The 21,880-nt window shown below is 76.7% G+C and carries 20 protein-coding genes and 1 riboswitch; of the genes, 12 read left to right on the top strand and 8 right to left on the bottom strand.

Annotated elements, in window-relative coordinates; genetic code table 11:
- Positions 1 to 20 precede the first annotated feature (20 nt).
- Positions 21 to 1,307, top strand: coding sequence for an Nramp family divalent metal transporter (locus ACGBYP_RS20405; RefSeq protein WP_411587111.1), 1,287 nt, complete (start codon positions 21 to 23; stop codon positions 1,305 to 1,307).
- 4 nt (positions 1,308 to 1,311) lie between these two features.
- On the opposite strand, the gene ACGBYP_RS20400 is transcribed toward ACGBYP_RS20405, so the two are convergent.
- The 3 genes from ACGBYP_RS20400 to ACGBYP_RS20390 form a co-directional block, all read right to left on the bottom strand.
- A complete protein-coding gene (locus tag ACGBYP_RS20400; RefSeq protein ID WP_411587109.1) occupies positions 1,312 to 2,079 on the bottom strand; it encodes an ABC transporter ATP-binding protein in 768 nt (255 codons plus the stop codon).
- Positions 2,076 to 3,065 carry a FecCD family ABC transporter permease gene (locus ACGBYP_RS20395; RefSeq protein WP_411587108.1) on the bottom strand — a complete coding sequence of 330 codons (990 nt, stop codon included), beginning with the start codon at positions 3,063 to 3,065 and terminating at the stop codon, positions 2,076 to 2,078. The genes ACGBYP_RS20400 and ACGBYP_RS20395 overlap by 4 nt, the downstream gene beginning before the upstream one ends.
- 80 nt (positions 3,066 to 3,145) lie before the next feature.
- A complete protein-coding gene (locus ACGBYP_RS20390; protein WP_411587106.1) occupies positions 3,146 to 4,195 on the bottom strand; it encodes an ABC transporter substrate-binding protein in 1,050 nt (349 codons plus the stop codon).
- A 238-nt stretch (positions 4,196 to 4,433) separates the two neighbouring features.
- On the opposite strand from ACGBYP_RS20390, the gene ACGBYP_RS20385 reads away from it, so the two are divergent.
- Positions 4,434 to 4,985: a dihydrofolate reductase family protein gene (locus tag ACGBYP_RS20385; protein ID WP_411587104.1), complete on the top strand. Its 552-nt coding sequence runs from the start codon at positions 4,434 to 4,436 to the stop codon at positions 4,983 to 4,985.
- Between the two features lie 64 nt (positions 4,986 to 5,049).
- Here ACGBYP_RS20385 and ACGBYP_RS20380 read toward each other — a convergent pair whose 3' ends face one another.
- Positions 5,050 to 5,544, bottom strand: a complete 495-nt coding sequence (locus ACGBYP_RS20380) for a hypothetical protein (protein ID WP_411587103.1) — start codon at positions 5,542 to 5,544, stop codon at positions 5,050 to 5,052.
- A gap of 24 nt (positions 5,545 to 5,568) precedes the next feature.
- Between ACGBYP_RS20380 and ACGBYP_RS20375 the strand changes: the two genes are divergently transcribed.
- From ACGBYP_RS20375 to ACGBYP_RS20360, 4 genes are all read left to right on the top strand, one after another.
- Positions 5,569 to 6,348 carry an SDR family NAD(P)-dependent oxidoreductase gene (locus tag ACGBYP_RS20375; RefSeq protein ID WP_411587102.1) on the top strand — a complete coding sequence of 260 codons (780 nt, stop codon included), beginning with the start codon at positions 5,569 to 5,571 and terminating at the stop codon, positions 6,346 to 6,348.
- A gap of 100 nt (positions 6,349 to 6,448) precedes the next feature.
- A riboswitch (TPP riboswitch) is annotated at positions 6,449 to 6,551 on the top strand.
- Positions 6,550 to 7,158: an ECF transporter S component gene (locus ACGBYP_RS20370; RefSeq protein ID WP_411587100.1), complete on the top strand. Its 609-nt coding sequence runs from the start codon at positions 6,550 to 6,552 to the stop codon at positions 7,156 to 7,158. (Overlaps the previous riboswitch by 2 nt.)
- 34 nt (positions 7,159 to 7,192) lie before the next feature.
- Positions 7,193 to 8,578 (top strand): ABC transporter ATP-binding protein, encoded by a 1,386-nt coding sequence (locus ACGBYP_RS20365; protein ID WP_411587099.1) that lies wholly within the window; start codon positions 7,193 to 7,195, stop codon positions 8,576 to 8,578.
- Positions 8,575 to 9,342: an energy-coupling factor transporter transmembrane component T family protein gene (locus ACGBYP_RS20360; protein WP_411587097.1), complete on the top strand. Its 768-nt coding sequence runs from the start codon at positions 8,575 to 8,577 to the stop codon at positions 9,340 to 9,342. Before ACGBYP_RS20365 ends, ACGBYP_RS20360 begins: the two co-directional genes overlap by 4 nt.
- A 10-nt stretch (positions 9,343 to 9,352) precedes the next feature.
- On the opposite strand, the gene ACGBYP_RS20355 is transcribed toward ACGBYP_RS20360, so the two are convergent.
- Both ACGBYP_RS20355 and ACGBYP_RS20350 read right to left on the bottom strand, forming a co-directional pair.
- The gene (locus tag ACGBYP_RS20355) at positions 9,353 to 10,909 is read right to left on the bottom strand and encodes a DUF6297 family protein (protein WP_411587096.1); all 1,557 of its coding nucleotides are present in this window, start codon (positions 10,907 to 10,909) and stop codon (positions 9,353 to 9,355) included.
- On the bottom strand, positions 10,906 to 11,592 hold the full coding sequence (locus tag ACGBYP_RS20350) for an ATP-binding cassette domain-containing protein (RefSeq protein WP_411587094.1): 687 nt from the start codon (positions 11,590 to 11,592) through the stop codon (positions 10,906 to 10,908). The genes ACGBYP_RS20355 and ACGBYP_RS20350 overlap by 4 nt, the downstream gene beginning before the upstream one ends.
- Positions 11,593 to 11,763: 171 nt before the next feature.
- Between ACGBYP_RS20350 and thiO the strand changes: the two genes are divergently transcribed.
- The 5 genes from thiO to ACGBYP_RS20325 all read left to right on the top strand — a co-directional run bounded on the left by thiO (position 11,764) and on the right by ACGBYP_RS20325 (position 15,108).
- On the top strand, positions 11,764 to 12,885 hold the full coding sequence (gene thiO / locus ACGBYP_RS20345; RefSeq protein ID WP_411587092.1) for a glycine oxidase ThiO: 1,122 nt from the start codon (positions 11,764 to 11,766) through the stop codon (positions 12,883 to 12,885).
- The gene (gene thiS / locus ACGBYP_RS20340; protein WP_411587090.1) at positions 12,882 to 13,082 is read left to right on the top strand and encodes a sulfur carrier protein ThiS; all 201 of its coding nucleotides are present in this window, start codon (positions 12,882 to 12,884) and stop codon (positions 13,080 to 13,082) included. Before thiO ends, thiS begins: the two co-directional genes overlap by 4 nt.
- Positions 13,083 to 13,124: 42 nt before the next feature.
- Positions 13,125 to 13,910 (top strand): thiazole synthase, encoded by a 786-nt coding sequence (locus ACGBYP_RS20335; protein WP_411587259.1) that lies wholly within the window; start codon positions 13,125 to 13,127, stop codon positions 13,908 to 13,910.
- Positions 13,907 to 14,479, top strand: a complete 573-nt coding sequence (locus tag ACGBYP_RS20330; RefSeq protein WP_411587088.1) for a thiamine phosphate synthase — start codon at positions 13,907 to 13,909, stop codon at positions 14,477 to 14,479. Before ACGBYP_RS20335 ends, ACGBYP_RS20330 begins: the two co-directional genes overlap by 4 nt.
- Before the next feature lie 188 nt (positions 14,480 to 14,667).
- Complete coding sequence (locus ACGBYP_RS20325; RefSeq protein WP_411587086.1) at positions 14,668 to 15,108, top strand: ATP-binding protein; 441 nt, start codon at positions 14,668 to 14,670, stop codon at positions 15,106 to 15,108.
- 10 nt (positions 15,109 to 15,118) lie between these two features.
- On the opposite strand, the gene ACGBYP_RS20320 is transcribed toward ACGBYP_RS20325, so the two are convergent.
- Together ACGBYP_RS20320 and ACGBYP_RS20315 are read right to left on the bottom strand one after the other, a co-directional pair.
- Positions 15,119 to 17,611 (bottom strand): SpoIIE family protein phosphatase, encoded by a 2,493-nt coding sequence (locus tag ACGBYP_RS20320; RefSeq protein WP_411587085.1) that lies wholly within the window; start codon positions 17,609 to 17,611, stop codon positions 15,119 to 15,121.
- Between the two features lie 160 nt (positions 17,612 to 17,771).
- A complete protein-coding gene (locus tag ACGBYP_RS20315) occupies positions 17,772 to 19,592 on the bottom strand; it encodes a gamma-glutamyltransferase family protein (protein WP_411587083.1) in 1,821 nt (606 codons plus the stop codon).
- A gap of 1,259 nt (positions 19,593 to 20,851) precedes the next feature.
- Between ACGBYP_RS20315 and ACGBYP_RS20310 the strand changes: the two genes are divergently transcribed.
- A complete protein-coding gene (locus ACGBYP_RS20310) occupies positions 20,852 to 21,802 on the top strand; it encodes a nucleoside hydrolase (protein WP_411587082.1) in 951 nt (316 codons plus the stop codon).
- The last annotated feature ends 78 nt before the right edge of the window (positions 21,803 to 21,880 follow it).

The following is a 21,880-nucleotide window of genomic DNA, read 5'->3' as shown; positions in this document are numbered from 1 at the left end:
CCCAGCCCCGGGAGGGCCACGTGTACCTGTCGAAGACCGAGGCCGCCGTCCTCCCCAGCACGCTGTCGCGCGCCCCCCGCCCCGCTCCGCAGGCGAAGCGGCGGCTGTGGCCGCTGCTCGGCCCGGCGTTCGTCGCCGCCGTCGCCTACGTCGACCCCGGCAACTTCGCCACCAACTTCTCCGGCGGCGCCTCGTTCGGCTACACGCTGCTGTGGGTGATCGTCGCGGCGAACCTGATGGCGATGCTCATCCAGACGCTCACCGCCAAGCTGGGGCTGGCGACCGGGCGGGACCTGGCCACCTGCTGCCGCGAGCGCTTCCCCCGGCCGGTCACCTGGGGGCTGTGGGCACAGGCCGAGGCGGTCGCCATCGCCACCGACCTGGCCGAGATCGTCGGCGGGGCGGTCGCGCTGAACCTGCTGTTCGGGGTGCCGCTGTGGATCGGCGGGATCATCACCGCCGTCGTCGCGTTCGTCCTGCTCGCCGCCCAGTCCCGCGGCTTCCGGCCCTTCGAGCGGGTCATCACCGGGCTGCTGCTGGTCGTCGGCGGTGGGCTCGGCTACACGCTGCTGGGCGCGGGGGTCGACGCGGGCGGCGCCGCCTCCGGCCTGGTGCCCGGCTTCGCCGGCACCGACAGCCTGCTGCTGGCCACCGGCATCCTGGGCGCGACGGTCATGCCGCACGTCATCTACGTGCACTCCGCGCTGACGCCCGGCCGCTACGGCGACACGGTCACCGCCGGGAAGACGCGCTCCGGACGGCGCGGGCTGCTGCGGGCCCAGCGCCTCGACGTCGTCCTGGCCATGGGCCTGGCCGGGCTGGTCAACGCCGCGATGCTGGTGATCGCCGCACAGCTGTTCACCGCCGGCGACGGCATCGAGTCGCTGGAGAGCGTGCACGCCGGCCTGGGCGACCGGCTCGGCAACGGTGCGGCACTGGCCTTCGCCGTCGCGCTGCTGGCCGCCGGGTTCGCCAGCTCCTCGGTCGGCACGCACGCCGGGCAGGTGGTGATGGCCGGCTTCCTGCGCAAGCACATCCCGGTGCTGGTCCGCCGGCTGATCACCCTCGCCCCCGCGCTGCTGGTGCTGGGCCTGGGCGTCGACCCGACCAAGGCGCTGGTCTGGTCGCAGGTCGTGCTCTGCTTCGGCATCCCCTTCGCCCTGGTGCCGCTGCTGTGGCTCACCTCGCGCAAGGACCTGATGGGCGGCTGGGTCAACCGTCGGATCACCACTCTCACCGGCGCGGTCGTCGCCGCGCTGATCATCGGCCTCAACGGCTACCTGCTGGTCAGCACCTTCCTGGGCTGACCGGTCACGGCTCTCCGGGCTCGAAGAGGACGCTGAGCCGGCCCTGCCCGTCGGTGTGCACCTGCGCCCGCACGCCGTAGACCCGGGCGATCAGCTCGGCGGTCAGCACCTCGCGCGGCGGCCCCCCGGCCACCGCCCGCCCGCGCTCCAGCACGACCACCTCGTCGCAGAACATCGCCGCGAGGTTCAGGTCGTGCAGGGCGATGACGCTGGTGACCGGCAGCCGCGCGACCAGGGTGAGCAGCTCGAGCTGGTGGCGGATGTCCAGGTGGTTGGTCGGCTCGTCCAGCAGCAGCTCCCGCGGCTCCTGGGCCAGCGCCCGGGCGATCTGCACGCGCTGGCGCTCACCCCCGGACAGCGTGTGCCACAGCCGGTCGGCCTTGTCGGTGAGGCCGGTGTGCGCGAGCGCTGCCGCCACCGCCCCCTCGTCACCGGCACCGGCCGCACCGAGGAAGCCGCGGTGCGGGATCCGGCCGAGCCGGACGACGTCCCGCACACGGATGTCGGTGTCGGTGTCGGCGTGCTGGCTCACCACCGCGACCGCGCGGGCGACGTCCCGGCGGGGCAGCGAGCCGAGCGCGGCGCCGTCCAGGGTGACCACGCCGGAGTCCGGCCGGGCGGTGCCGGTCAGCAGCCGCAGCAGCGAGGACTTGCCGGAGCCGTTGGGCCCCAACAGCCCGACCGTGCTGCCCGGGGCCGGGGTCAGGGTCACCCCGTCGACGACCAGGGCCCCGCCGCGGTGCCAGCGGACCTCCCACGCCTGCAGCGTCACCGGGCCCGCCTGCGCCGCAGCAGGATCAGCACGAACGCCGGCACGCCGACCAACGCCGTCCCGACCCCGACCGGCAATGGGGTGGGCTGGAACGCCACCCGCGACACCGCGTCGACCCACACCATGAAGACGGCGCCGATCAGCGCCGTGGCCGGGACCAGCCGCGCGTGCCGGGGGCCGACGAGGAAACGGGCGGCGTGCGGCAGGACCAGCCCCACGAAGCCGACGGCGCCGGCGACGCTCACCAGCGCCGCGGTGAGCAGGGCGGTGAGCACCAGCAGCAGCATCCGGGCCCGCGTCACGTGGACGCCGAGGGAGGCGGCGACGTCGTCGCCGAAGGAGAAGGCGTCCAGCGTGTGCGCCGAGCCCAGGCACAGCAGGAGACCGAGGACGACGGCGGCGCCGCACAGGGCGACGTCGTCCCAGCGGACCCCCTCCAGCGAGCCCAGCAGCCAGAACATGACGCCGCGGGTCTCGTCGGAGTCGGCGAAGGCGAACACCACGAACGACGTCAGGGCGGAGAACAGCTGGGTGCCCGCCACGCCGGCGAGGATGACCCGGTCGGTGCCGCCGCCGGAGAGCTGGGCGAGCAGGACGACGAGGCCGAAGGCCAGCACGGCGCCGATGAACGCTCCGCCGGACAGGCCGATCGCGGTGCCGCCGAGCCCGAGCACCCCGACCAGCACGGCGCCCGTGGAGGCGCCGGAGGAGATCCCGAGCAGGAACGGGTCGGCCAGCGGGTTGTGCAGCAGCGACTGCAGGACGGCCCCGCAGATGCCCAGCCCGGCGCCGACCGCGGCCGCCGTGAGGGCCCGGGGCAGCCGCTCCTCCCAGACGATCGCGTCCTTGGCGGCCCGCACCGGGACCTCAGCCAGACCGAGGTGGTTGAGCAGCACGTCGCGCACGTTGACCAGCGAGACGTCGGCGGGGCCGAGGGTGATCGCGGCGGCCACGGAGAGCACCACCGCGGCGACGCCCGCGGCCACGAGCAGCAGCCCGGTCGTCCGGCGTCGGACCGGCGCCGACGTGGTGGCACCGGCCGCGCCGACCAGCGCCGGCCCGACGCTCAGGACGTCGTCCCGAGCTGCTTCAGCCCGTTGGCGATCTTCTCCAGCCCGTCCACGAAGCGGATGGAGGGGTTCATCTCCGCCCCGTGCAGGGCGATGTAGCGCTCGTCCTGCACCGCCTGCAGGGTGCTGGTCAGCGGGTCGGCCGCCAGGAACGCCTCCTTGTCGGCCAGCCGGTCGCCGGGGAACCGGTCGCGGAGCAGGTCGCCGAGCACGAGCACCTGCGGGTCGCGCTCCACCACGGTCTCCCAGCCGACGGCGGGCCAGTCCTCGTCCAGGTCGGCGAACGCATTGGTCGCGCCCACCGTGGTCGCCAGCAGGTTGGCCGAACCGAAGCCGCCGGCCACGTAGGGGCTCTTGGTGTCGGCGAACCAGAACGCCATCGACACGTCGGACTGCTCGATCCGCGCGGTCGCGGCGGCCGCGCGCTCCTGCAGCCGGGTGACCAGCGCCTCGCCGCGGGCGGGGACGTCGAAGACGGCGGCCAGCTCGCGGATCTCCTGGTACAGCGCGTCCACGGTGAGCGGGCGGGTCCGGGTGCCACCGCCGTTGATGCTCTGCCCGTCCTCGCAGTCGGTGGGCGAGAGGTAGGAGTCGATGCCGGTCTCGGCGAAGCGGGCCCGCTCGGCGACCCCGCCGGTCAGGTAGTGCCGTCCGAAGGAGGCGGTCACGAGGTCCGGGTCGGCGCCGAGGACGACCTCGTAGCTGGGCGCGTTGTCCGCCAGCCGGGGCACCGACGCGTTGGCGTCGGCGAGCTCGGGCAGCACCGGGTCGGTCCAGGACGCGGTGCCCACGACCCGGTCGCCCAGGTCCAGGGACAGCAGGATCTCCGTGACGCCCTGGTCGAGGGAGACCACGCGCTGCGGTGGCGCCTCCACGGTCAGCTGCTGGCCGCAGTTGTCGATCACCAGCGGGTAGGTGGTGCCGCCCTCGCCGGCCTCGGCGGCGCTGGGCTCGAGCACCGGCTCGGAGGCTCCACAGGCGGTCAGCGCGCAGACCGAGACCACGGCGGTGGCCACGAGCCCGATCCGGCCGATGGGCGTCCTCATGCTGCCGTGCTCCTGTCCTCGGTGCGCGCGCGGGCCACCCGGCGGATCTCCGGCGGGTCGGGTTCGGCGCACGCCGCTGTTGGGTAAGTGTTGCCTAACCTAACGCACGTCGCCCGCGGCCCCGAGCGCCCGCCGGACCGCCCGATCGCACGGCGACAGATGAGAAACTGCGCCGTCCGCCGTCTGGACGGGTGACGAGACCGGCGCCGGCCGGTCCTGACGCTGAGGAGCCACGCACATGGGTGCCATCAAGGTCCACGAGTTCACCACCGTCGACGGCGTGGTCGACGTCCCGATGTGGACGGTCGACTACGGCTTCCCCGACGACCTGTCGTCCTCGATCGGCGAGCTGACCGGGTCGTCGGCCGGCATCCTGCTGGGCCGCACCACCTTCGAGATGTTCGCGCCGGCCTGGTCGACCCGCACCGTCGAGGACGACGAGGGCGCGCCCTTCTTCAACGACACCACCAAGTACGTGGTCAGCTCCACCCTCACCGACGCCGAGTCGGTGTGGCGCAACTCGACCGTGCTGGGCGGCTACGCCGCCGACCGGGTCCGGGCGCTCAAGGACGAGGTCGACGGCGACCTCTACGTCAGCGGCAGCGCCACCCTGGTGCGGGCGCTGCTGGCCGACGGCCTGGTCGACGAGCTGCACCTCTACGTCTACCCGGTCGCGGTGGGCACCGGCATCAAGCTCTTCCCCGAGGGGACGGCGCAGACGCTGTCGCTGCGCGGCGCCGAGGCCCTGAGCAACGGCGTCGCCCACCTGACCTACGGCCCCGCTGCCTGACCCCTCGGTCCCCTCCCGGGGCCGAAGTCGCGACTTCGGCCCCGGGAGGGGACGACCGCAGGCGTCAGTCCGGGAGGGCCTCGCCGGGCTCGGCGAACAGCGGGAACACCGCCCGGACGCCGGCCTGCTCGAGCGCGGCGTCTGCGCTGCCGGCGGCCTCGGCGGCGGGCGGCGCGACCAGCACCTCGAGGCCGTCGCCCTCGGGGCGGTCGCGGGCGCTGGTGACCAGCCCGGGGTGCTCGGCCAGCAGCCGCTCGGCCTCGGCGCGCAGGTCGGCGGGGCGGAACTCGGTCGGCGCGAGGGTCAGCTCGAAGCCCTGCGCCCCGTCGAGCACGCGGCGCACCGCGGCCGGCGGCTCGCCGAACCAGCGCACGGTCAGCCGCTTCCGGTCCAGGCTGATGCCGGGGGTGCCGTACTCGGGGGCGTCGCCGGCGGCCGCGGACAGCCGCTCGAGCAGGTCGTAGATCGCCGTCGGGCCGCCGGGGTAGACGACGAACTCGCCGCGGCCCACCTGACCGGTCGGTGCCGCCCTCTTCCCCGACCCCTTGCGCGCTGCCACGGCCCCATCCTCCACGCTGGGGCCATGGAGCTCGACGGAGCACGCATCTGGGTCACCGGCGCCTCGACCGGCATCGGCGCCGCCCTGGCCCGCGAGCTGGCCGATCGCGGTGCCCGGGTGGCGATCAGCGCCCGCAGCGTCGACCAGCTCACCGAGGTGGCGGCGGGCCGGATGGCCGTCGTCCCGGTCGACGTCACCGACCGGGCCGCCACCGTCGCCGCCGGGCAGGCGGTGCGCGAGGCGCTGGGCGGACTGGACGTCGCCGTCCTCAACGCCGGCACGTGGTCGTCGTTCCACGTGGAACCGTGGGACTCCCAGCTCTTCAGCGACCACCTGCAGGTCAACGTGATGGGCGCGGTGCACACGATGGAGGCCGTCGTCCCGCAGATGCTCGGCGCCGGCGCCGGGCGCATCGTCGGCGTCGCCTCGGTCGCCGGGTACCGCGGGATGCCCGGCTCGGAGGCCTACAGCGCGGGCAAGGCAGCGCTGATCAACCTGCTGGAGAGCCTGCGCGGCTCGCTGGCGCCGCGCGGGGTCGTCGTCCAGACGGTCAACCCCGGGTTCGTGACCACCCGGATGACCGACCGCAACCGCTTCCCGATGCCGTTCAAGGTCCCCGCCGAGGTCGCCGCGCGCACCATCGCCGACGGCATCGCCCGCGACCGGGCCGAGATCGTCTTCCCGCTGCCGATGGCCGTGCTGATGAAGTTGGTCCGGGTGCTGCCGGTCCGGGCCTGGACGGCGCTGACCGCGTCGATGGCCCGCCGCGGGCTGCACGGCGGGCCGGAGCGCCGGCAGGGCTGAGCCACCCTGCCGACCGGTGGGCCGGGTCCCGCGGCGGCGCACCGGTCGGCGCGGTGGCTCGACCCGCGCGGTCGGGCGGCGGCGGTCTAGGCTCCTGCCACACACACGACAGGGGAGCGCCTCGGCGCTGAGAGTGCGGGCAACCGCAGACCCTCGAACCTGATCCGGGTCATGCCGGCGCAGGGAGTCTGGAGGAGCACCATGGCCGAGAAGGCCGTCCGACCGATCGACGCTGCCCCCGGGACGACGTCCTGGCGCACCGTCGACATCATCGTCACCGCCGTGCTGGGCGTCGCCTTCGGCCTCGTCTTCTGGCTGTGGGCCCTGGTCTTCTCGGCCACGGGACCCGCCTTCGCCGGCTTCCCGCCCGCCCAGGCGGTGCTCTACGGCGTCTTCCTGCTGCCCGCGGTGGTCGCGCCGCTCGTCGTCCGCAAGCCGGGCGCCGCGGTGTTCGCCGAGCTGATCGGCGCCGTCGTCGAGGCGCTGTTGGGCTCGCACTTCGGCAGCACCGTCGTCCTCTACGGCCTGCTGCAGGGCCTGGCCGCCGAGCTGGGCTTCGCCGCGTTCCGCTACCGCCGCTTCGGCTGGCTGCAGGCGCTGCTGGCCGCGGCGCTGGCCGGGCTGGCCGCCACCTTCCTGGACTTCGGCTACTACTACCCGGACTGGACGGCGGCCTGGAAGACCGTCTACCTGCTCCTGGTCGTCAGCAGCACCGTGGTGATCGCCGGCGTCGGCGGCATGGCGCTGACCCGCGCACTGCGCGCCAGCGGCGCGCTGTCCTCGTTCACCGCCGGCCGCACCCGCGTGTGAAGGAGGACCTCGCCCCCCAGGCGAGGCCGGCCCGGTGACCCCGGTCGCAGTGCGGCTGGCCGGCTGGGGCTTCCGGCACGCCACCCGCCGGGCCTGGGCGGTGCAGGACGTCGACCTGACGGTGGCCCCCGGTGAGCGCGTGCTGCTCACCGGGGCCTCCGGCTCCGGGAAGTCGACCTTGCTGCGGGCCCTCGGTGGCCTGCTGGACCCGGAAGCCGGCGACCCCGCGGGTGAGCTGACCGTCGACGGCGCCGTGCCGGACCGGCGGCGGCAGCGGGTCGGCATGGTCTTCCAGGACCCGGACTCCCAGCTGGTGATGACCCGGGCCGGGGACGACGTGGCCTTCGGGCTGGAGAACACCGGCACCGCGCCGGCGCTGATCTGGCCGGCGGTCGACGCGGCCCTGGACGCCGTGGGCTTCGACCTCGGCCGCGACCGGGCGACCGCCGCGCTGTCCGGCGGGCAGAAGCAGCGACTGGTGCTGGCCGGTGCGCTGGCCACCCGCCCGGGGCTGCTGCTGCTCGACGAGCCGACCGCCCAGCTCGACCCCGACGGCGCCGCCCAGGTGCGCGCCGCGGTGCTCCGCGCGGTCGGCGCCCGGGACGCCACCCTGGTGGTGGTCGACCACGACGTGGAATCGTGGCTGCCGCTGGTCGACCGGGTGGTCGAGCTGCTGCCCGGCGGCGGCACCGTCGAGCACGGGGCCGGCTGGCGGCCCGCGCCCCCGCGACTGCCGGCGCGGCGGCAGCACTCCCCCGGCGAGCAGCTGCTGGCCACCGAGGCCGCCGGGTACACCCACCGCGGCAGCGACGTCCCCGGGCTGCGGCCCATCGACGTCGTCCTGCGCGCGGGCCGGACGCTGGCCGTCACCGGCCCGAACGGCACCGGCAAGTCGACGCTGGCGCTGCTGCTGGCCGGGCTGCGGGCGCCCACCACCGGCCGGGTCACCGCGGGACCGGCGCTCACCGCGGGGCTGCGCCGTCTGGAGCGCCCGCCGCACCGGTGGCGGGCCGGTGAGCTGGTGCAGCGGATCGGCACGGTGTTCCAGCAGCCCGAGCACCAGTTCCTCACCGGCCGGGTGCGCGACGAGCTGTCCCTGGGCGCCGGCGACACCGCGCGGGCCGAGGAGCTGATGGAGCGGCTCGGGCTGGCCGCGCTCGCCGAGGCCAACCCGTTCACCCTCTCCGGCGGCCAGCAGCGGCGACTGTCGGTGGCGACCGCACTGGCCACCGCCCCGCGGGTGCTGGTGCTCGACGAACCCACCTTCGGCCAGGACCGCGAGACCTGGGCCGAGCTGGTCGCGCTGCTGGCCGAGCAGCAGGACGGCGACCGGGCGCTGTGCCTGGTCACCCACGACGCCGACGTGGTCACCGCGCTCGCCGACGACGTGCTGGCGCTGGGCCAGGCGGTGGCCGCGTGAGCCTGCCCCTGGCGCTCGGCCCGGCCCGCCCGGTCCCGCTGTCGGCGGTCAACCCGGTCGCCCAGCTGTCGGCGATCGTCGTCGTCACCGTCGTCCTGCTGGTCAGCGGCGACCTGGTCACCCCGGCGGTGCTGCTGGCCGCGGAGCTCGCGCTGCTGCCGGCCGCCGGGCTGACCCGCCCGGGCGACGTGCTGCGGCGCACCTGGCCGCTGCTGCTCAGCGCGCTGGGGGTGGCCTGGGTCAACGTGGCGTTCGGGTCGCTGTCCGGTGCGGACGCCTGGGTCAGCGGCGCGACCTGGGGGCTACGGGTGGTCGCGCTGTCGCTGCCGGGCATCCTGCTCGTCGCCTCGACCGACCCGGTGCGGCTGGCCGACGCGCTCACCCTGCACTGGCGGGTGCCGACCCGGTTCACCTACGGCGCACTGGCCGCGCTGCGGCTGGTGCCGCTGCTGGCCACGGAGTTCGAGACGATCCGGCTGGCCCGCCGCGCCCGCGGGGTGGACGCCGGCATGAACCCGCTCGCCCACGCGCGGCTGCTGGCGAGCACGTCGTTCGCGCTGCTGGTGGGAGCCATCCGGCGGGGCACCCGGCTGGCCACGGCGATGGACGCCCGCGGCTTCGACTCCGGCACCGCCCGCACCAACGCCCGCGGCTCGCAGTGGCGCCCGCTGGACACCGCGTTCGTCGTCGGTGTGGTGCTGGTCTGCGCCGCGGCGGTCACGGGGAGCGTGCTCACCGGCCACTGGGACGCCGTCCTCGGCTGACCGCGGTGGGTCAGTCGCGCTGCTGGGCGGTCCCGACCGCGAGGGCGACGAGCGCCAGCGACCAGGCGAGCGAGGCGCCGACGAGCCATGCCGGCACCGCGCCGAGCAGCAGGGCCAGCCCGACCGGGACGGTGCCCAGCACCCCGACGTCCGGTCCGCGCACCAGCGTCGAGCCCACCCCCACCGGCAGCGCGCCCATCGGCGAGGAGACCACCGGCCCCGACCAGTCCAGGTCGGGCCGGTAGCCGGCGCGCACCGCCGCCCCCGCCCACGCCGGAGCCGCCGCCACGCCCAGCAGCAGCCAGGTCAGGGGTGACCCGGTGCCCTGCCCGACCAGCAGCGCGGAGACCCCCAGGACGACGACCAGGACGGCGACCGGCACCAGCGCCCGGCACCGGACCACCATAGCGGCGGCCAGGGGCAGCGACCGGTCGGCACCCGGTGCGGACGACGCCCGGCGGCTGGGCTCCCCCACCGCCGTGGCCGCGGTCCACCAGCCCAGGACGACGGCGACCGCCACCAGCGCGGGCAGCTCGCCCACCCCCTGCGTGCGGGCGGCGAGCACCGGCAGCGCCGCACCGACCGCCAGCTGACCCCAGCGCCACGGGGAGCGCGCCAGCACCGCCAGGTCACCGGCGACGACGGCGTGCTCGGCCCGGTGCACCCACCGCCAGCGCAGCGCCCGGCGCGGACGGCGGACCGGGCTGCGCAGGGCCCGGCCGATCTCCCGGGTGTCGAGGGAGAACACCGAGGCGGTGGCGTACTGCACGGTCTCCCCCGACGCGCGCAGCGCCGCCGCCGACAGCTCCTCCAGCCGGCGGTCGGCGAGCGCGACCGCTGCCACGGCAGCGGCGAGCAGCACCAGCAGCAGCGCCCCGGCCGCCGCCCAGGGCAGGGCCGGTGTAGTCGGCCAGGGCACCCGGGCACCGGACGCCGCGGCGACGCAGCCCAGCACCGGCGGGCCGACCAGCGCGGCCGCCACCGCGCCCCCGGCGGCGGCGGGCACCCAGCGGGTGCCGCCCCCGGCCTGCCGGACGACGAGCGCACCGACCGCGACCGCTGCGAGCAGGCCGCCGGCGGCGACCCCGGTGAGCACCCCGCCGGGCGTGCGGGTCCCCGTCAGCACCACCGGCAGCGCGACTCCCACCGCCGCGGCGACGGCCAGCCCGAGCCCCCGGCGCAGCTCCCCGCGCAGCAGCCCCCGGCGGCCGGCCGGCAGCGGCAGCCACCAGGCGGCCACCCCCGGGGTCGCGCTGACCGGCCCGAGCCGGGCGAACAGGGCGACGAGCCCGGCCGCCACGGCGACCGCGACCGCGGTCGCGGCCAGCCCGCCCGGCAGCACCGCCGAGGAGACCGGCGGCCGCGCGGCGATCTGCTCACGGAGCCCGGAGACGAGCCCACCGCACACCGCCACCGCGATCGCGGCCGAGGTCAGCCCGGAGGTCAGGTCGCCGAGCCGGGTCCACCAGCGGGTGTCGGCCCGGGCGGCGGTGGCCCGCCGGGTGAACCGGCGGACGGCGGCGCCGTCCCACTCCTCCGCCGTCCGGGCCAGGACCGGCACGGTCATCCCTCGCGCAGCCCGGCGACGGCGTCCGCGGGCTCGACCAGCCGGCACTCGTCGTCGGCGACCACCAGCACCGCGTCGGCGAGCGTGCCCAGGAAGGCCGGGTCGTGGGAGGCGAACAGGACCGTCGCGCCGTCGGCCACCAGCCCGGCCAGCCGGTCGGCCAGGGCGCGGCGCATGGCGGTGTCCAGCCGCCGCTCCGGCTCGTCGAGCACCAGCATCCGGGCGGGCCGCACCAGCGCACCGGCCAGCGCGAGCCGCCGCCGCTGCCCCGAGGACAGCGCCGAGGGCAGCGCACCGGCCCGCTCGGTGAGCCCGAAGGTGGCCAGCTCGTCGGCCACGACCTGCTCCGCGTCGGCGACGCCGTGCGCCCGGGCGGTGAGCAGCAGGTGCTCGGCACCGGTCAGCGAGGGGAAGAAGGCGTCGTCGTCGAGCACGCCGGCGACCGCGCGACGGAAGTCCGCGGAGCGCTCGTCGACCGGCTGCCCGGCGAAGGTCACCGTGCCGGCCAGCGCGGGCAGCAGGCCGACCATCGTCTGCAAGACCGTGGACTTGCCCGCACCGTTGGGCCCGACGAGCCCCACCGCGGTGCCCGGCAGCATGGCCAGGGACACCGGCGCGCAGACCGGCTCCCCGCCGTAGCCGACCGACAGCCCGTCGGTGGCCAGCAGCGGCTCGTCGGTCACCGGACGGTCCCGTCCTGGAAAGGCACGGAGAGCACCCTACGGACCCGGGCTATGGTGGCCGGGCACGGCTCGAGGCCGTGTGCGGGAGCTCGGCGGGACCGGGCTGAGAGGGCGGCTGACGGGCCGCCGACCGCCTGGACCTGCCGGGTAATGCCGGCGTTGGGAGCAGCCGTGGGTTCCACCGACGTCGTGGTCGCCGGGGGTGGGCTGATCGGCCTGTCGGTCGCCTGGCGGGCGGCGCAGCGCGGCCTGTCGGTGACCGTCGTCGACGAGTCCCCCGGCGCGGGCGCCTCCCAGGCCGCGGCCGGCATGCTCGCCCCGGTCACCGAGGCCGCCTACGGCGAGACCGACCTGCTCCGGCTCTGCCTGACCTCGCTCCGGCGCTACCCCGACTTCGCCGCGGAGGTCGAGGCCGCCGGCGGCCGGCCGGTGGGGCTGCGGACCGTGGGCACCCTCGTCGTGGGCTTCGACGAGGACGACGTGCGCGAGCTCGACGCGCTGCACGGCTACCAGCGCGAGCTGGGCCTGGCCGCCGAGCGGCTCACCCCGCGCGAGACCCGCCGCCGCGAGCCCTCGCTCACCCCGCGGGTGCGCGGCGGCCTGGCCGTCGACGGCGACCACTCCGTCGACGGCCGCGCCCTGCACGCCGGGCTGCTCTGCGCCGCCGAGGGCACCGGCGTCGAGGTGCTCCACGCCCGGGTGCGCGAGCTGCGGGTCGACGCCGGCCGGGCCACCGGGGTGGTCCTGGACGGCGGCCGCGAGCTGACCGCCGGCTCGGTGGTGCTGGCCCTGGGTGCGCACAGCGGCGGGCTGCCCGGCGTCCCGCCGCTGCCGGTGCGCCCGGTGAAGGGCCAGATCCTCCGGCTGGCCGGCGCCGAGGGGCTGCTCGAGGGCACCGTGCGGGCGCTGGTGCGGGGCCGGCACGTCTACCTGGTGCCCTACGCCGGCGACGGGCTGATCATCGGCGCGACCACCGAGGACCGCGGCTTCGACGCCACCGTCACCGCCGGCGGGGTGCACGACCTGCTGCACGACGCCATCGAGGTCGTGCCCGGGGTGACCGAGCTGGAGCTGGTGGAGACGCTGGCCCGCTGGCGGCCCGGCACCGCGGACAACGCCCCGCTGCTGGGGCCCTCGGGGATGCCGGGCCTGGTGCTCGCGACCGGGCACCACCGCAACGGCGTCCTGCTGACCCCGGTGACCGGCGACGTCGTCGCCGAGTACCTGACGACCGGCGAGGTCCCCGACCTCGCCGCTCCCTTCACCGCCGACCGCTTCGAGAGGACGACGTGAACCTCACCGTCAACGGCTCGCCCGTCGACCTGCCCGAGCACGCCACCGTCGCCGACCTGGTCGCCCAGCGCAGCGGCGGCCACGACCGCGTCGCCGTGGCCCGCAACGGCGACGTCGTCCCGCGCAGCACCTGGGCCGCCACCCGGCTCTCCCCCGGCGACGCCGTCGAGGTGCTCGCCCCCACCGCAGGAGGCTGACCCTTGACGACACCCGAACTGACCGACGAGCTCGCGCCGGCACTGGCGCGCGAGGAGGCCGGCGACCCGTTCACCATCGCCGGGGCCACCTTCACGTCCCGGCTGGTGCTGGGCACCGGCGGGCTGCCCAGCATGGACAGCCTGGAGCGGGTGGTGCGCGCCTCGGGCACCCAGCTGGTGACCGTCGCGCTGCGCCGCGTCGAGGCCGTCGCCGGCAACGCGATGATGCAGGTGCTGGACCGGGTCGGCGTCCGGCTGCTGCCCAACACCGCCGGCTGCATGACCGCCCGCGAGGCGGTGCGCACCGCCGAGCTGGCCCGGGAGGCGTTCGGGACCGACTGGGTGAAGCTGGAGGTCATCGGCGACGAGCAGACCCTGCTCCCCGACGCCGTCGAGCTCCTGGACGCGGCCGAGCAGCTGGTGGCCCGGGGCTTCCAGGTGTTCGCCTACACCACCGACGACCCGGTCCTGGGCCGGCGGCTGGCCGACACCGGCTGCGTCGCGGTGATGCCGCTGGGCTCGCCGATCGGCAGCGGGCTGGGCATCCGCAACCCGCACAACATCGCGCTGCTCCGCGAGGCGGTGACCGTGCCGGTGGTGCTCGACGCCGGCATCGGCACCGCCTCGGACGCCGCCCTGGCCATGGAGCTGGGCTGCGACGCGGTGCTGCTCGCCTCCGCCGTCACCCGCGCCCGCGACCCCGAGCGGATGGCGCTGGCCATGCGGCAGGCCGTCGAGGGGGGCCGGCTCGCCCGCGGTGCCGGCCGGATCCCCCGGCGCTGGCACGCCCAGGAGTCGACGGCGATGGCCGGGCGCCCCGAGCTGTGAGGCTGCCGCGGCTGCTGGTGCTCACCGACCGCACCCGGTGCGCGAGGAGCCTCCCCGACACGGTGGCCGCGGCCGTGGACGCCGGCGCCCGGGCGGTCGTGCTGCGCGAGAAGGACCTGCCGCTGCCCGAGCGCGCCGTCCTCGCCGAGCGGATCGCCGCGCTGCTGGCACCGGTGGACGGCGTGCTGGTCTGGGCCGGGGCGGCCGGCAGCGCGGGGCACGCCGCCGTCCACCTGTCCGCGGCCGACCCGCTGCCCGAGCCGCGGCCGGCGCTGCTCGGCCGCTCCTGCCACTCGGCGGCGGAGCTGACCCGCGCCCGGGCCGAGGGCTGTGACTGGGCGTTCCTGTCCCCGCTGGCGGTGACGGCGTCCAAGCCGGGGTACGGGCCGACGCTCGGCGTGGCCGGGCTGGCGGGGCTGACGCCGCTCGGCCCGCCCGTGTTCGCCCTCGGCGGCGTCACCCCCGCCGACGTGGCCGGCTGCCGGGCCGCCGGCGCGTACGGCGTGGCCGTGATGGGCCCGGTCATGCGGGACCCGGCGTCCGTCGCCGGCTACCTGGCCGGGGGATGAGGCCCCGCGGAGGTCACCGGTGCTCTACGGTGCCCCGGGACGAACTCACCGGCCTCGACCCCGCCGTCGCCCCGGCAGTTGCATCGTGCGTCGTGCATCACAGGCGCGTCATGTTTCGGGCTGCCGCTGCCGAGACAAGACAGGGGTTCGCCGTTGAGTGCACAGCGGCCAGAGCGCAAGGAGACCGAGTGACGGGCGAGTCGGCCGGCCTCGCGTGGCCGTCGTCCCCTCCGCCACCGGCCGAGGACGGCTGGACGTGGGAGCTCGCACACGTCTCCGAGCTGCCCAAGGTGCGGTCCCAGCTGCGCCGCGGGCTCGCCGCCGAGTCCGCGGGTGACCAGGAGGCGGCCGACCTCGACGAGGCCGTCGTCCTCGCCTTCGACGAGATGGCCTCCAACGCGCTGCGGCACGGCGGTGGTGGCGTGCAGGCCCGGGTCCGGCGCACCCCCGACGCCTGGCTGATCGAGGTGCGCGACGCGAACGCGCAGCAGCCGCCGCAGCCCGCCGTGGGGCGCGACCCCAGCCAGGGCGGCCTCGGCCTCTACCTGATCGCCGAGATGGCCCACGCCCACGGCTGGCACAGCGCCGACGGGCACAAGAGCGTCTGGGCGCTGCTCCCCCGCCGCTGAGCGGCCCGCCTCACGGCGTGTACGGCACGACCTCCGGCCCGGCGCTCGCCGGGCGGGGGCGGTCCTCCGGGTGCAGGCGCACCGCGACCAGGGCGACGTCGTCCTCGGAGCCGCCCGGGCGCATCCGGCGCAGCAGCTGGTCGCACAGCTCCCCCAGCGGCAGGCCGCCGAGCTCGCCGAGCAGCGCGCGCAGCCGGGCCACCCCGTCGTCCAGCGGCAGGTCCGGCCCCTCGACCAGCCCGTCGGTGTAGAGCAGGACGGTCGCGCCCCGCTGCAGCACGGCCACCTGTTCCCGGCGCGGGCGCTCGGGCGCGACGCCGAGCAGCAGATCGGCGCGCTCCGTCGCCAGCTCCTCGACCCGGCCGTCGGGGTGGTGCACCAGCAGGGGCGGGTGGCCGGCGCTGGACCAGCGCAGCCGGGTCAGGCCCGCCGCGTGCTCCGCGGCCGTCTGCTCCAGCCGGGCGACCGCCGCGGTGGCCAGCGTGTGCACCTGCAGGCCCTCCATCGCCCGGTCCAGGTCGGACAGGACGGCGGCCGGGCCGCCCCCGCTGCTGTAGGCGATGCCGCGCAGCAGGCTGCGCAGCTGGCCCATCGCGGCCGCCGCCACCGTGTCGTGGCCGACCACGTCGCCGATCGCCAGCACGGTGGCGCCGCCGGGCTGGAGGAACGCGTCGTACCAGTCACCGCCCACCTGGGCGGCCTGGACGGCGGGGACGTAGCGCACCGCGATCTCGGAGTGGTCGGGCTCGGGCGGGGCGGTGAGCAGGCTGCGCTGCAGCTCCTCGGCCATCCGGCGCTCCTGCTCGTGCAGCGCCGCGCTGTCCAGGGCCAGCGCCACCCGGTCGGCGACCTCTCGGAGGGTGAGCGCGTCCGCGGCGTCCATCGGCGGCCGGTCGTGACCCCGGTAGATGCTCATCGCCCCCAGGACCCTGCCCCGGGCGACCAGGGCCAGGGTCTCGGCCGTGCCGGGGTCCAGGGCCCAGTAGGCGTCCCGGACCTCACCCGCGGGCAGCCGGTGCCCCACCGCGGCCGCCACGTCGGGCACCGACACCACCTTGCCGGTGGCCAGGGCGTCCACGATCGGTGCGGTGTTGGTCAGCGCGCCCAGCCGCAGCCGGGCGTACCGGGCGGCGGTCTCCCGCAGCGCCGGGTCGCGGTGCCAGCTGGCCACGTCCTGCAGCCGCCCGTTCTCCTCGACCAGGCTCGAGATCGCCCAGTCACCGAGCGCGGGGACGACGGCGCGGGTCAGCTCCTCGATCGCGCCGACCGCGCCGCGGCGGTCGATGAGCGCGGTGGACAGGGTGTCCGACACCTGCGCGAGGAGCGCCAGCCGGTCGGACTCTCGGCGGGCGGCGTCCTCGGCCCGGCGCTGCTCGGTCACGTCGCGGAAGTAGACCGACAGCCCGTCGGCGTTCGGCCAGACCCGCAGCTCGTACCACCCGTCCAGCGGTGCGGGGTACCAGGCCTGGAAGGCGGTGGGCTCCCCGGACGTCGCGGCGCCGCGGTACCGCTCTTCGAAGGCGCTGCCGACGGTCGCCGGGAACAGCTCCCACAGGGACCCGCCCAGCAGCTCTTCCCGCGACCGGCCCAGCAGCCGCTCGGCCTCGGCGTTGACGTAGCTGAACGTCCAGTCGCGGGCCAGCGAGTAGAAGGCCGCGGGCATCGACTCCAGCACCCGCGCGACGCGGGCGTCCACGGACCGCTGGTCGGTGGTGTCCCGTGCGGCGCCCAGCAGCCGCACCACCGTCCCGCCGGCGTCGGCGAGGGCCCGGCCGCGGCTCTCGACCCACCGCAGCTCCCCGGACGGCAGCACGGCCCGGTAGGTCAGCTGGAAGTCCCCGCCCGTGGCCGTGACCGCGGCGACCGTCGAGGACACCTGCTCGAGGTCCTCGGGGTGCAGCCGGTCCACCAGCGCGTCGATCGTGCCGGGGAACGAGGTGCGGTCGTACCCGAGCATCCGGAGCATCTGCTCGTCCCACTCCAGCCGCCCCGTCGCGACGTCGAGGTCGAAGACCCCGATGCCGGCGGCCTCGGTGGCCAGGTCGCTGCGCAGCCGGCTCCCGGCCAGCTCGGCCCTGACCGCGGCCAGCTCCAGCTCGGACACCACCGGCCCGGCGAGCCGGGTCAGCAGCGCGACGTCCTCGTCGGTCCAGTCCCGCGGCTCGGGTGTGGAGACGGCCAGCACCCCGATCACGTGCACCCCGGAGGGCTCGACCAGCGGCACGCCCAGGTAACCGGCCACCTGGCCGGCCCGGACGACGGGCAGCCCGGCGACCCGGGGGTCGGCGCGCACGTCGCGGTGGGCCTGCGGTGCCCGCGCCGCCACGACCGTGCCGCCGAGGGTGGCCTCCAGTGGGTGCCGGGTGCCGACCCGCCAGACCGGCCGGCCCGACATCCCGGCGATCGTCTGCACCTCGCCGGCCAGCGCGACCCCGGCCGACGGGGTGCCCAGCAGCGCCGCAGCCAGGTCGACCAGCCGCTGGATGCCCGGGCCTGCGCCCACGCCCGCGAACCGTGCGCCGGCAGCGACCCGGTCAGGGTCCTGCAGCGACATCATGACCCCGTCCTGCCCGGCCGACGGGCCGGTGTGCTCCACCCCGCCACCACCGATCATGCCCGAGGCGCCCGGCGGGCCGGGCCGCGGCCCGCCGCACATGCCCTGCTCAGCGGCCGACCGCGTAGCCCTGCATGCCCCGCGGGTTGGCGGCAGCACGCAGCACGCCCGTCTCGTGGTCGATCGACACCGCCGACATCCGGCCCAGCGACCAGGCGTCGGAGACGCTCACCGTGTGGCCCCGCCGGCGCAGCTCGGCGATCGTGTCCTCACCCAGCCGGGACTCCACGACCAGCTCGCCGGGCGTCATCTCCCGCGGGTAGAACGAGGACGGGAAGCTGGTGGTGTGCCAGGCCGGCGCGTCGATCGCGGCCTGCAGGTCCAGCCCACCGAGGGTGTGGGCCAGCCAGAAGCACAGCTGCCACTGCTCCTGCTGGTCGCCGCCCGGCGTGCCGAAGGCCATCGTCGGGACGCCGCCGCGCAGGGCCAGCGAGGGGGTGAGCGTGGTGCGGGGCCGCTTGCCCGGGGCCAGGGAGTTGGGCAGGCCGGGCTCCAGCCAGAACATCTGCGCCCGGGTGCCCAGCGGGAAGCCCAGCGAGGGGATGGTCGGCGAGCTCTGCAGCCAGCCGCCCGAGGGGGTGGCCGAGACGATGTTGCCCCAGCGGTCGACGACGTCGACGTGCACGGTGTCGCCGCGGGTCGTGCCGCGGGTGTCGACGGTGGGCTCGCCGACCCCGGCGATCGTCTGCGCCGACGGCCGCTCCCGGCCCGAGGTCTCGGTGACGAACCGGGGCAGCCGCGGCGGGCGCCCCCCGGGCGAGCCGGGCCGCAGCTCGGTGCTGGCCCGGTCGCTGATGAGCGCCCGCCGCTGTGCGGTGTAGTCGGTGGAGAGCAGGTCGTCCACCGGTGCCTCTGCCGTGTCGCCGTACCAGGCCTCGCGGTCGGCCATCGCCAGCTTGACCGCCTCCGCGCTGGCGTGGACCAGGTCGGCGTCGGCGGCGCCCGACGCGTACCCGGCCCCGGCCCCTGCCGCCGGGACGCCGTCCAGCATCGCGAGCGCCTGGAGCAGCGCCGGGCCCTGGGACCACGGCCCGGCCTTCGCGAGCGTCCACCCACGCCAGTCCAGGGTGACCGGCGGCTCGTACGTCGGTCGCCAGCCGGCGAGGTCTGCTCCGGTGAGGAAGCCGCTGTGGGCACGACCGGAGTCGTCCATCACCGCGGACCGGGAGAACTCGTCGATCGCCTCGGCGACGAACCCCTGGTACCAGGCCGCCAGGGCCGCGTCGATCTGCGCCTCTCGGGAGGGTCCGCGCGCTGCGTCGAGCAGTCGGCGGTAGGTCGAGGCGAGGACCGGGTTGCGGAACAGGCGGCCGGCGGTGGGGAGTGCTCCGTCGGGGGCGAGCCAGGTGGCGGCCGAGGTCGGCCAGTGGGAACGGAAGTGCTCGGAGACCGAGGCGACGGTCGCGGCGACCCGCGGCAGGAGCGGGTGGCCGTGCTCGGCGTACTCGATGGCGAAGCGGAGGACGGCGTCCAGCGGCAGGGTGCCGTGGTCGCGCAGGAGGGTCAGCCAGGCGCCGAGGGCGCCGGGCACGGTGGCGGCGAGGAGACCGGTGCCGGGGACCAGGTCGAGACCCAGCTGGCTGTAGGCCTCGATCGTGGCGCCGGCGGGGGCGGTGCCCTGCCCGGAGAGGACGACGGGCTCCCCCGCGCCGGAGGCTGCCCGCGGGCTCCGGGCGAAGAGGATCGGGACCTCGCCCCCCGGCCCGTTGAGGTGCGGCTCGACGACCTGCAGGGTGAGTCCCGCAGCGACCGCGGCATCGAACGCGTTGCCACCGGCCTCGAGGGTCGCCATGCCCGCGGCGCTGGCGAGCCAGTGCGTCGAGGCGACCATGCCGAACGTGCCGGCGAGCTCCGGCCGAGTCGTGAACATGCCGCCACCCTAGAGAGCACGGGGCGGACACCGCCGGTCCGCGCGGAGCTGCGCGGCGGGGCCGACCGGGTCGGGGTGCTGGGCAGCTCGCGCAGGGGCACGGGCTCGTCGCCGTCGGGTGCGCGGTGGCGCAGGTCGGCGGGGAACGGCCGGGGCGCGCCGGCCGGGGCCGGCGGGGACTGCTCCGCGGCGACGGTCAGCGGGTGGACCCGCGGCGGCGTGGGCCGGTCCCACGCCAGGTGGGCGCCGTGCGGGCCGGACCCCCAGGCGGCGGCAGCCCGGGTGAGGCCGCGCAGCCGGGCGAGCACCCCGCGCACGGGGGCGGTCAGCCGGGAGGGCCGCGGGGCGAGCCGGGCCGGCGTGGTCAGCAGGTCGACGCCCAGGTCGGTGGCGAAGGCGATCGCCTCCTCCAGGGCCGGGTCGACGACGACGACGGCGTCGGTCCGGGCCGGGGCGGTCCGGACGGTGACCGGGGACGGCGCGACGGCGGCCACCGGCCGCACGGGGGCGGCCGCGGTGGGCAGGAGCCGGTCGGCGCCCTCGGTGAGCCGGTGCACCCTAGGGGCGGGGCCCCACGCCAGGTGGGCGCCTCCGGGACCGGCGCCCCAGCGGGAGGCGCGGGCGATGAACGTCCTGCGGCGGGCCGGTGGGGCGCCGGCGGGCAGGGGGAACCCGGCGTGTCCGGCCGGAACGGTCGGCGGCACGGCGGCCGCCTCGGGAGGGGTCCCGGTCGCCCGCAGGCCCAGGACCCCGACGGCCAGTCCGACGGCGAAGCCGGCGGCCAGGTCGCCCAGGGAGTGCTCGGGGTCCCCGTGGGCCGCGGCGGCGTAGCGGGCGGCGGCGTCGCGCTCGGCGGCGCGGTAGGCCGCGGCCAGGTGCCCGGCGGCGAGGAGGTCCTGCGGCCGGTCGGCGGCGCCGTCCGCCGGGGTGCGGACGGCGACGGTCGCGTCGGTGAGCACCGTTCGGTCGTCCATCGCCTGCCTCCGTCTCGTGTGCGCCGCAGTCGGGGAAGGGACCGCGGCTGAGGGAGAAGTTACGGACGACGGCGGCCGCGGGAGCCCGTCCGGGACACCCCGCGGGAGGTGCGTGACCGAACCGTTGCCCGACCCCCGTCCCGCGGTCGACGACCCACCCCAACCCCGGCCACAAGTCGACAGCGCGAGCGCGAAAGGCCAGGTCGAGCGCGGTTTCGGCGGTCGGTGACCTCGGCGGCCCGGGCGACGCACCGGCGTGTCGGCCGTGTCTGGTGGGATGACCGGGTGGCTGACACCCCCGCTCCCGTGCCCCTGGTCGTCGACACCGACCCCGGCATCGACGACGCCCTGGCCCTGCTGCTCGCCCTCGCCAGCCCGGAGGTCGACCTGCAGCTGGTGACCACCGTGCACGGCAACGTCGACCTGGCGCAGACCACGGAGAACGCACTCCGGGTGCTGCACCTGGCCGGGCGCTCCGACGTCCCGGTGGCCGCCGGTGCGCGCAGCCCCCTGGTGGTGCCGCTGGTGCGGCGGGCCGGGCACGTGCACGGCGAGGCCGGGCTGGGCGGGGTGGTGCTGCCGCCGTCGGTCGCCGCGGTCGACCCGCGGCCGGCCGTGGTGGCGCTGGCCGAGCTGCTGATGGCCAGCGAGCGCCCGGTGACGGTGGCCGCGATCGGCCCGCTGACCAACATCGCGCTGCTCGTCTCGGTCTACCCCGACGCCGCCGCCCGGATCGGCCGGCTGGTGGTCATGGGCGGGTCCGCGACCCGCGGCGGCAACGTCACCGCGGCCGCGGAGTTCAACGTCTGGGCCGACCCCGAGGCCGCCGCGGTGGTCTTCGCCGCGGGCCTGCCCACGGTGCTGGTCGGGCTGGACGTCACCCTGCCCACGGTGCTCACCGAGGCCGGCATCGCCCGGTTCGCCGCGGCCGGGCCGATCGGCGCCCAGGCCGCCGCCGTCCTGCGGCAGTACCTGGACCACGCCCGCACCAGCTACGGCATCGACGGGGTGGTCGTGCACGACGCGCTGGCGCTGACCGAGGCGATCGTGCCCGGCACGCTGCGCACCGTCCGCCGGGACCTCGTCGTCGACACCGGGCCGGGCGCCGGGCGCGGGCAGACCCTGGTCGACCGCCGGTCGCCGTCCACGGCGGAGACGGCGGTCGCGGTGGCCGAGGAGGTCGACAGCGAGGCGGCGGTGGAGTTCCTGGTCAGCCGCCTCTGCTCGCTGGACTGAGGCCCCCCTCCCGCGGCGTCGTCCGGGATCAGGTGACCTGATCGTGCGTGCTCCTGGCTCAGGGCAGGAGGTGAGCCA

This window comes from Modestobacter sp. SSW1-42 (assembly GCF_046635825.1).
GTDB lineage: Bacteria > Actinomycetota > Actinomycetes > Mycobacteriales > Geodermatophilaceae > Modestobacter.
Note: the sequence above shows the minus strand (reverse complement) of the source record. Positions and strands in the feature narration are given on the sequence as shown.